The organism is Kineosporia sp. A_224 (genome assembly GCF_002198655.1).
Taxonomy (GTDB): Bacteria; Actinomycetota; Actinomycetes; order Actinomycetales; family Kineosporiaceae; genus R-H-3.
Genome location: NZ_MWLN01000212.1, coordinates 60,371 through 68,859, shown reverse-complemented (window position 1 = coordinate 68,859; position 8,489 = coordinate 60,371). Strand labels below are relative to the sequence as shown.

Below are 8,489 nucleotides of genomic sequence, written 5' to 3'. Positions count from 1 at the left end.
GCGGCGCGGCAGCGCCGTGCCGGTCCTCATCGTGTCCGGGTACCAGCCGGCCTGGGCCGGACTCCAGCCGCTCGATCCCGGTGAGGAGCGCCGTCCGGGTGATCGGCAGGGGTACGACGACGACACCGGGCAGGTCGAGCGCGGCGAGCCCGGCCCAGGCCGGCTGGTACCCGGACACGATGAGGACCGGCACGGCGCTGCCGCGCCGCCGGAGGGTGTCGAGCACCGACACCGCGGTCGCCGGCTCGCCGACGTCGAGGACGACGACGTCGATCTGGCCGTCCGGGTCCAGGGAGTCCAGCGCCTCGGCGGGGTGCTCGACGACCTCGTGCGAGTCCGCCAGTCGGAGCGCGAGCGCCATGGACCGGGACACGACGAGGAGCCGAGCCATCAGAGACCTTTCAGGTTCTGCAGGATGGTGATCACCGCCGGGCCCAGGATGATGATGAACAGACACGGAAGGATACAGAAGATGAGCGGGAGCAGGATCTTGATCGGCACCCGCTGCGCTGCCTCCTCCGCGCGCTGGCTGCGCTTGGTCCGCGTCTCCTTCGACTGGACCCGCAGGACGCTCGCGACCGGGATGCCGAAAGCGTCTGCCTGGACCATAGCGCCCACGAACGACTGGAGCTCAGGGACGTCCGAGCGGTCGGCGAGCGCACGCAGGGCCTGCATCCGCCCGGTCCCGATCTGCATCTCCTGAAGCATCCGGGTGAACTCCTGCGCGACCGGGCCCGCCGTCTTGCGGGCGACCTGGGCGACGGCGGCGTCGAACGCCATGCCGGCCTCGACCGAGATCGTCAGGAGGTCCATGGCGTCCGGGAGGTCGCGGCGCAGCCGTTCCGACCGGTCGTGGGCGGTCTGGTAGAGCCACAGCGAGGGGACCGCCCACCCGAGCAGGCCGACGACGACGGTCGCCACGAGCAGCCAGAGCGGACCGCCGCCGAGGACCAGCGCCCCGAACAGCCCGAGGACCGCGCCGACGAGGCCGCCGAGCGCCTTGAGGCCGAGGATGCGGTCGGCGTCCCAGCCCACGGGGTTGCCGGCGAGGTCGAGCCTGCGGCGGATCCGGAGCACCCGGTCGTCCGGTGTGAAGCGGTGGCCGACCTGCACGAACGAGGTGAGCAGCGGGTCGACGACGCGCTCCGAGAAGGGGCGCTGGAGCTGCTGCGCCCGCAGGTCGCGGGGAGCGGCGACCTGACCGATCGCGGCGAGCGACCGCTCGACGCCCGACGGGCCGACCATGCGCAACGCGACCCAGGTGAACGTGCAGGTGAGCGCGAGGAAGACCAGCAGGAGACCGATCGCGAGCAGCAGGTTCGCGCTGAGCATGTCAGACCTCCACCTTGACGGCCCGACTGATCCAGAACGCGCCGACGGCGAGAAGGAGGGCCGCGAGTCCGATCATCAGCAGCCCGATGCCCTCACGGAACATCGGCTGGATGTAGTTCGGCTTCACGAGCACGAGGTAGATCGCGAACACGACGGGCATCGAGCCGAGGATCCATGCCGAGAGGCGCCCTTCGGCGGAGAGCACCTTGACCTGGCGGCGCAGCCGCTGACGCTCCCGGATCGTGTCGCCGACGGTCTGGAGGAGCTCCGCGAGGTTGCCGCCGACCTCGCGCTGCACCCGGATCGCCATGACGACCCACGAGAAGTCGTCGCTCGCCGTCCGGGCCGCGATGCCGTCGAGGGCGTCCTCGACGGTCCGGCCCAGGCGGGTCTCGATGAGGGCCCGGTTGAACTCGGTGGACATCGGCGGCCGGCCCTCGCGGACGACGGTGTCCAGCGACTGGGGCAGCGAGTGCCCGGCCTGGAGGCTGCCGGCGATGAGCTGCAGGGTGTCGGGGAGCTGGGTGAGGAACGCGCTCTCCCGCTGGTCGCGCCGGATCGTGAGGAGGATCCACGGGCCGGTGAGACCGAGCACGAGGCCGAGCAACGTCGCGAGCAGGCTGCCCCCGGAGACCACGAGGAAGACGACCGAGATCCCGACCGCCACGCCGACCTGGATGAGCAGCCACTCCGCGGTCCGCAGCGGCAGCCCGGCCGCCTCGAGCTGGGCATCGACGGAGGTGTCCAGACCGCGGCTGCGGGTGACCCGGCCGGCGAGCTCCACCGCCGAACGGGCGAGCGCGGTGTCGCCGAGCACCGACGGGGTGACCGGAGCGGCGGTCGGGCCCCGACGAGCGGTCGGGCGCCCGGCGAGGGTGTAGATCGACAGCTTGCGCTGCATCTGCTCGGCCGGGGTCTGGGCCCGGGTGACCATCCCGATGACGACCGCGGCGGCGGTCGCGAGGCCGAGGAAGACGAGGATGAGCCCCGCGACGAGGAAGCTGCGACTGTTCGTGGGCTGCCCCAGGAGCGTCGCTCCGAGCGGGCTCGACACGGCCGCGCTCACCACTGACCGCCGGGAGGCATGAAGGTCGCAGGGTCGACCTGGATGCCCTGGGCCGTGAGCTCCTCCAGGAAGGTGGGGCGCAGGCCGGTCGCACGAAGCTCGCCGAGCACCCGGCCGTGCTCGTCGACCCCGGCCCGGTGGTCGAAGACGAAGATGTCCTGGAGGGTGATGACCTCGCCCTCCATGCCGACGACCTCGGTGACGTGCGTGACCCGGCGGGAGCCGTCCCGGAACCGGGACTGGTGGACGATGAGGTCCACGGCGCCGGCGATCTGCTCCCGGACGGCCCGCATCGGCAGATCCATCCCGGCCATGAGAACCATCGTCTCCACCCGGGACACGACGTCGCGGGGGCTGTTCGCGTGGACGGTGCAGATCGAGCCGTCGTGTCCGGTGTTCATCGCCTGGAGCATGTCGAGCGCCGCGGCGTCCCGGATCTCGCCGACGACGATCCGGTCGGGCCGCATCCGCAGCGCGTTGCGGACGAGGTCGCGGATCTTCACCTCGCCCTTGCCCTCGATGTTCGGCGGGCGGGACTCCAGGCGCAGCACGTGGTCCTGGTGGAGCTGGAGCTCCGCGGCGTCCTCGATCGTCACGACCCGCTCGTCGGCGGGGATGAAGCTCGAGAGGACGTTGAGCGTCGTCGTCTTGCCCGCGCCGGTGCCGCCGCTCACGAGGATGTTCGACCGGCCGAGCACGCATGCCGCGAGGAAGACCGCGACGTGCCGGGGCAGGGTCCCGAAGGAGATGAGGTCGTCGACCTGGAGCGCCTCGGCGGCGAACTTCCGGATCGTCAGGAGCGAGCCGTCGACGGCGAGCGGCGGCACGACGGCGTTGACCCGGCTGCCGTCGGGCAGGCGCGCGTCGACCATCGGGCTCGACTCGTCGACACGACGGCCGACCCTGGCGACGATCTTGTCGATGGTGCGGCGGAGGTGGTCCTCGTCGGTGAACTGCCCCTGGACCGGGTAGAGCCGGCCGCCGCGCTCGACGAAGATCTGGTGCGGCCCGTTGACCATGATCTCGGTGACGTCGACGTCGCGCAGGTACGGCTCGATCGGGCCGTAGCCGAGGATGTCGTCGGCGATCTCCTGGGCGATCCGCGCCCGGTCCGCGGCCGTCAGCGGGGTGTCGCCGGTCGCGAGCACCTCCTGGAGGGTCTGCCGGACCCGCTGCTCGAGCTCGTCGGGCTGGATCTTGGAGTCGTACAACGTCGGCCCGAGCGTGTCGAGCAGGGCCGTGTGCACCTGTCGGCGCAGCTCGCCGAAGACGTCGACGACCCCGGGACGGCCGCCCTTCGCCGGGCCGTTCCCGGCGCCGACGGGCGAGGCGACCTGGGTCCGGTCGTTGCGGGCCTGGGCCAGGCGGTCTGCAAGGGTCACGACGGCCTCCTACGGAAGAACCCGCGGCGGTCTTTGCGCAGGTCGGGCGGGACGGCGGTGTCTGGCGGCACGGACGGCGCGCCCCCGAGGACGTGCCGGTCGGCGAACTCCCGGATCGCCAGGCTCACCGGGTGCCGGGGGTCGTCGAGGGCGATCGGGACGCCGCGGTTGATCGACGCCGGGACGTCGCGCGAGCTCGGGATCTCCACGGAGATCGGCGCGCGGAGCGTCTTCTCGACCTCGCCGATCGCGAGCCCGACCTTGGAGTCGGCGCGGTTGAGGACGATGCGCCAGCGCTCGCGCGGGTAGTTGAGCAGCGCCATCGTCTCGAGCGTCAGCTTGAGGTTCTTCAGCGCCGGGATGTCGAGGGTCGCGATGAGCGCGACGACGTCGGAGAGGTCGAACGCGGCGAGCACCTGGTCGTCGAAGGCCGGCGGGGTGTCGACGACGACGTAGTCGAAGTGCTGGCGGAGCAGCTCGAGGATGTGCGCGACGAGCGAGGCGGGGATCGACTCCGCGCTGCCCGGCTCGACAGGGGCGACGAGCGTCGTCAGGCCGGGGGAGTGCGGGGTGAGCAGCGCCTGGACGGCGGTGAAGTCGACGTCCGCGAGTGGGACGGCGTCCGCAATCGTGTGCGCGGGGAAGAGCTGGAGCGCGATCGCGACGTCGCCGAACGCGAGGTCGAGGTCGACGAGGCACACCTGGCGGCGGCCGCGGTCGGCGAGCGTCGCCGCGAGGTTCGTCGCGAGGGTGGTCTTGCCGCAGCCGCCCTTGGCCGAGAAGACCGTGACGATCTTGCCACGAGGACCGGGGGCTCCGTCGCCGCCCGCCGGGGCGGCTGACTCGCGCAGCGCGGCGGAGAACGACTGCGACTGCCGCACGGACGCGTTGAGCCGGTAGAGGTCGCGCTCGTCGACGACGTCGCGGATCCCCGCGCGCATCGCCTCCGCGAGCAGGCTGGTGTCGATGCGCTGCCGGACGAGGATGAGCGACAGCGTGGGGCGGGAGATCCGCAGCGCCGCAGCGAGCCGGAAGGCCGAACCGGGGTCGACGGACGGTCCGAGGACGACGACGTCCTCGTAGACGTCGGTGTCGAGGACGATCCGCAGCTGCTCCAGGGACGTGACGACGCGCGCCTCCCCGACGGCGCCGCGGAGGGCTTCTGCCGTCGTCGGGTCGAGGTCGCAGATCGTCGTCATGGTGGGCGGCTCCAGGGGATGGTGTCGGGCGGGCGGACGGTCAGGGGACGCGGATGTCGTCCTGGTCGAAGGACTCGAGGGTCGGGGTCGTCCCGGCGCCGAGGAGCGTCAGATGGATGTCACCCTCGGCGGCGGCGACGAGGAGCTGGCCCGCTTGGCGCTGGTTGACCTGGAACGTCACGAGGGACTGGGACCCGCGCGAGTTCGAACCGGCGCCGGTGGTGGCGGTGCTCCGGTTGACGATCGTGCCGCTCGTCCCGATCGTCAGGACGACGACGTCCGTGAGGACCAGGCGTGCCTCGTGCCGCTTCGCGGTCGGCCTGGTCTCGGGGTCGACGACGAAGACCGCGACCCGCGAGCCCGGGCGCAGGAAGCTCGAGACGCGGGCGGGGTCCTCGACCTCGAGCGTGATGGCCATCTGGTCCTTCGGCGGGAGCCCCAGATCGGTCGACTGCTTGATGGCACCGCCGAACTGGGCCGAGGTCACGGGGACGAGGGCCGCGAGGGGCTGGTTGGCCACCAGACCCTGGAGCGCGCTGACCTTCCCGATCATCCCGGCCTGCTCCGCGAGGGCGCGGTCGACCCGGACGAGCTGGAACCGGACCGTGTCGTCGATGGTCGTCCCCGCCGCCAGCGCAGTCGTCGGGGCGACGACGTCGACGGTGCCGTCGCTGCTGCCGGAACCGCCCCGGAACGAGCCGCCGGCGGAGCTCACGTAGAGGAACAGCACGCCGGTGCCGATCGCAGCGAGCAGTACTGCTGCGACCAGCAGGAGGGTGCGGCGTCCCATCGGTGTGTGCCTCTCGGTCGTCGTGGTCGGGTCGGTCGTCGTCGGTCCTGGTGCACCCCGCAGTGCCGGGGGGAGTACTAGGGAGTCGCCCCGCGAGCGCAGCCGGTTCGCCGTCGTCCGGGGCCCGTCGTGACGTTACCGCGAACGGCAGACGGCCACGGGCTACTCAGTGATGGTCTGGTCACTATGAGCACTCACTGCTGTCGGGGTGGCCGTCGCACGGGGTCCTGACGAGCACAGCGCGCTTCGGCACCGCCATCGGCAGGGCGTCGTCGGGGCTCTGCGTGTGGGCGACCCAGTCGCCGCCCTGGACGTAGAGCGGGTCAATGATCCACCCGCTGATCCCCACGACGAGCCTGGTGTCGTCCGTCGTGACGAGCCCCCGGTAGGTGCTGGGCCGACGGAAGTCCCGGGGGCCGGTGACCCAGAAGTAGGTCATCCCGACCACCGCGTGGTGCCCGGCGCCGGAGACCGGGCGGGTGACGTCGAGCACCGGGACGAGCAGCAGCCGCGGGCAGAGGAAGACCTTCGGCGTGATCTGGTTGCGCAGCGCGGCGTCGGGTGCCTGCCCGGCGCTGATGCGGGCGCGGAGCGCCGAGGTGTCCACGCCGGGGGTGACGAGGTGGTGGGAGCGGGTGAACAGGCTCGTCCTGTCGAACGTCCCGGTCCGGCCGGGCAGGGTGCGCCGCTCGTCGGAGCAGCCCTCGTCACGTTGCAGCCGGCCGACGACGGCTGGCGGGCCCTCCGTCCCGAGCCAGGCCGCTGTCAGGTCCTCGGGGGCGATGCCGCTCCCCTCGCGAATCGGGACACAGTTGACATCGTCGTCGCCGACGTCGGTGCTCTCAGGACGGACCAGGGCGTCGTTGACACCCGCGTAGTCGTAGCAGTCCTCGTCCGTCAGAGGGGCCTGCTGCGCACGTGGCCAGGAGCCGAACGGGTGCACCCGTGGCACCAGCCCGTCCCGGACGCTCCCGACCGTGTCACGGACGGTGCCGTCGCCTGCGGGAGCGGCGACGAGGCCACGGCCGTCGGTCCCCGAGTCGCAGTCGTAGCGGGAGGTCGTCCGGACCGGGTCCGGGTCCTGCGGGTAGGTGAGCCCGAGGGCGTTCGAGACGGGCGGGTCGCCGGTGCCCGTGGCGAAGGCCGGGTCGTCGTACTCGAACCAGACCCAGACCGCGCCGTACCGGGGGGAGTCGGTGAGGTCCGGGGTCGTGACCTCCACCTCGTACGTGGTCGTGCCCGGGTCGTACTTGACCTTGGTCGTGGTGGCGGCGTGGCGGTCGGTGCCGTCGCCGATGTACACCGTCACCGGCGGGACCGGGACGATCTCTCCGCCCTCGGCGGGTGGCGGCACGGCACCCAGTCGGACCCCCGTGAGCTTCAGTGTCTTGGGTGTCAGGACGTCGAGCGTGTCCTGGTCGAGCGCGTCGAAGGAGAAGACGGAGGGCGGTGGTGTCTGCGGTGCCTGGTCCGGAGGGTCGGGGAGCGGGTCGGGCCCGACGGCCGGCAAGGGGGTGGTCCGCAGGCACATCAGCCTGCTCGCCGACGCGTCCTCGAGGTCCTGCACGGTCAGGTAGTAGGGCGAGACCGAGAACGGTGTGTCGGCGTAGAGCGCGTCCAGCGGGATCTGGAGTCCTCGCCGGGCACCTCCGGCCGCCTGGACGTCGACGTGGTCCACCCCGCCGGCGCGGGCCAGGCCGAAGTCGACCCGCACGGGCGGCGTGACGACGCGCACCACCCAGGGGAGCTGGCCCGCCGTGAGGTCCGGGTAGGCGTTCTGCTCGGCCCGCTCCACGACCACGGCTCCGTCAGAGAGGTCGACACCGTCCAGCCCCGTGTTCACCGGCCAGTCCGCGTCCTGGGGGTCCAAGGGGCAGACGGCGGCGTCGTCCCACTGCGGGCGTCGGTTGCCGTCGGCGCACAGCACCCGGACCGCTGCTGCGACGACGTCCGACCTGAGGTCCATGGGCAGGTCGCCGGAGGGAGTGCGGGGGTCCTCCGGGAGGAGTGCCGCGGCAGCGAGGGCGGCGGACTCCGCCACGCTCCGCAGGCCGACCCGTTCCGCCCAGGCCGACCCGAGGTCCACGGTGAGGGCGCCGACGGTGAGGAGCACGGCCGAGGTGAGGACCGCGACGAGGATCGCCACCGCACCCGCGTCGTCGTCGCCGCGTGCGGGGCGGCGGCCCATCGCCCGCTTCATGGCAGGCACTCGTCGGCGACGCCGCCCACGAGGAAGTTCTCGACGTCGGCCTGGGCGGTGCGCTCCACGGTGTCCGGCACCGGCACGAGCGGCACGATCTGGCGCGGTGCGAACGACAGCGTCACGGTCACCGTCGGGTCGCCGTTGTCGCGGGTCTCGAAGGTCGCCCCGACGGTCGGTGACAGGGTTGCCCCGACGCCGTTGCCCTCCGCCCTGGCCAGGGTCCAGTCCTGCCAGGTGCCGCAGTCCTCGATCCCCAGGGAGGCGGCGCGGGCGCCGTCCTTGGCGGCCGAGGCCGCGCCCTGGACCTCGTAGAAGAGGAACCCGTACTGGATGATCCCGAACAGGATCAGGAACAGCGGCAGGGCGACGAGGGCGAACTCCACGGCCGCGGCGCCGCGGTCACGGCGCGCGGCAGCACAGCAGCCGCGCCGCAACGCACCCCTGCGGCCCATCCGTCGTCACCCGCTCTTCACGATCCGCGCCTGGAACACGCCCCCGTGATCCGCCGACAGTGTGC

General features: G+C 72.3%; 7 protein-coding genes and 1 pseudogene. All 8 read right to left on the bottom strand.

What is annotated here, in order from left to right:
• Nucleotides 1–391, bottom strand: a pseudogene (locus EDJALFJO_RS26850) (hypothetical protein); the annotation flags it as partial.
• Nucleotides 391–1,332 (bottom strand): type II secretion system F family protein, encoded by a 942-nt coding sequence (locus EDJALFJO_RS26845; RefSeq protein WP_088289387.1) that lies wholly within the window; start codon nt 1,330–1,332, stop codon nt 391–393. The pseudogene EDJALFJO_RS26850 and the gene EDJALFJO_RS26845, both read right to left, overlap by 1 nt.
• 1 nt (nt 1,333) lies before the next feature.
• A complete protein-coding gene (locus EDJALFJO_RS26840) occupies nt 1,334–2,386 on the bottom strand; it encodes a type II secretion system F family protein (protein WP_143448803.1) in 1,053 nt (350 codons plus the stop codon).
• An 8-nt stretch (nt 2,387–2,394) separates the two neighbouring features.
• Nucleotides 2,395–3,780, bottom strand: coding sequence for a CpaF family protein (locus tag EDJALFJO_RS26835; protein WP_088289385.1), 1,386 nt, complete (start codon nt 3,778–3,780; stop codon nt 2,395–2,397).
• Nucleotides 3,777–4,979, bottom strand: coding sequence for an AAA family ATPase (locus EDJALFJO_RS26830; protein WP_088289384.1), 1,203 nt, complete (start codon nt 4,977–4,979; stop codon nt 3,777–3,779). Before EDJALFJO_RS26830 ends, EDJALFJO_RS26835 begins: the two co-directional genes overlap by 4 nt.
• 40 nt (nt 4,980–5,019) lie before the next feature.
• Nucleotides 5,020–5,769, bottom strand: a complete 750-nt coding sequence (locus EDJALFJO_RS26825) for an RcpC/CpaB family pilus assembly protein (RefSeq protein WP_088289383.1) — start codon at nt 5,767–5,769, stop codon at nt 5,020–5,022.
• Nucleotides 5,770–5,953: 184 nt separating this feature from the next.
• A complete protein-coding gene (locus tag EDJALFJO_RS26820; RefSeq protein ID WP_088289382.1) occupies nt 5,954–7,969 on the bottom strand; it encodes a hypothetical protein in 2,016 nt (671 codons plus the stop codon).
• Complete coding sequence (locus EDJALFJO_RS26815) at nt 7,966–8,424, bottom strand: TadE family protein (protein ID WP_088289381.1); 459 nt, start codon at nt 8,422–8,424, stop codon at nt 7,966–7,968. The genes EDJALFJO_RS26820 and EDJALFJO_RS26815 overlap by 4 nt, the downstream gene beginning before the upstream one ends.
• Nucleotides 8,425–8,489 lie beyond the last annotated feature (65 nt).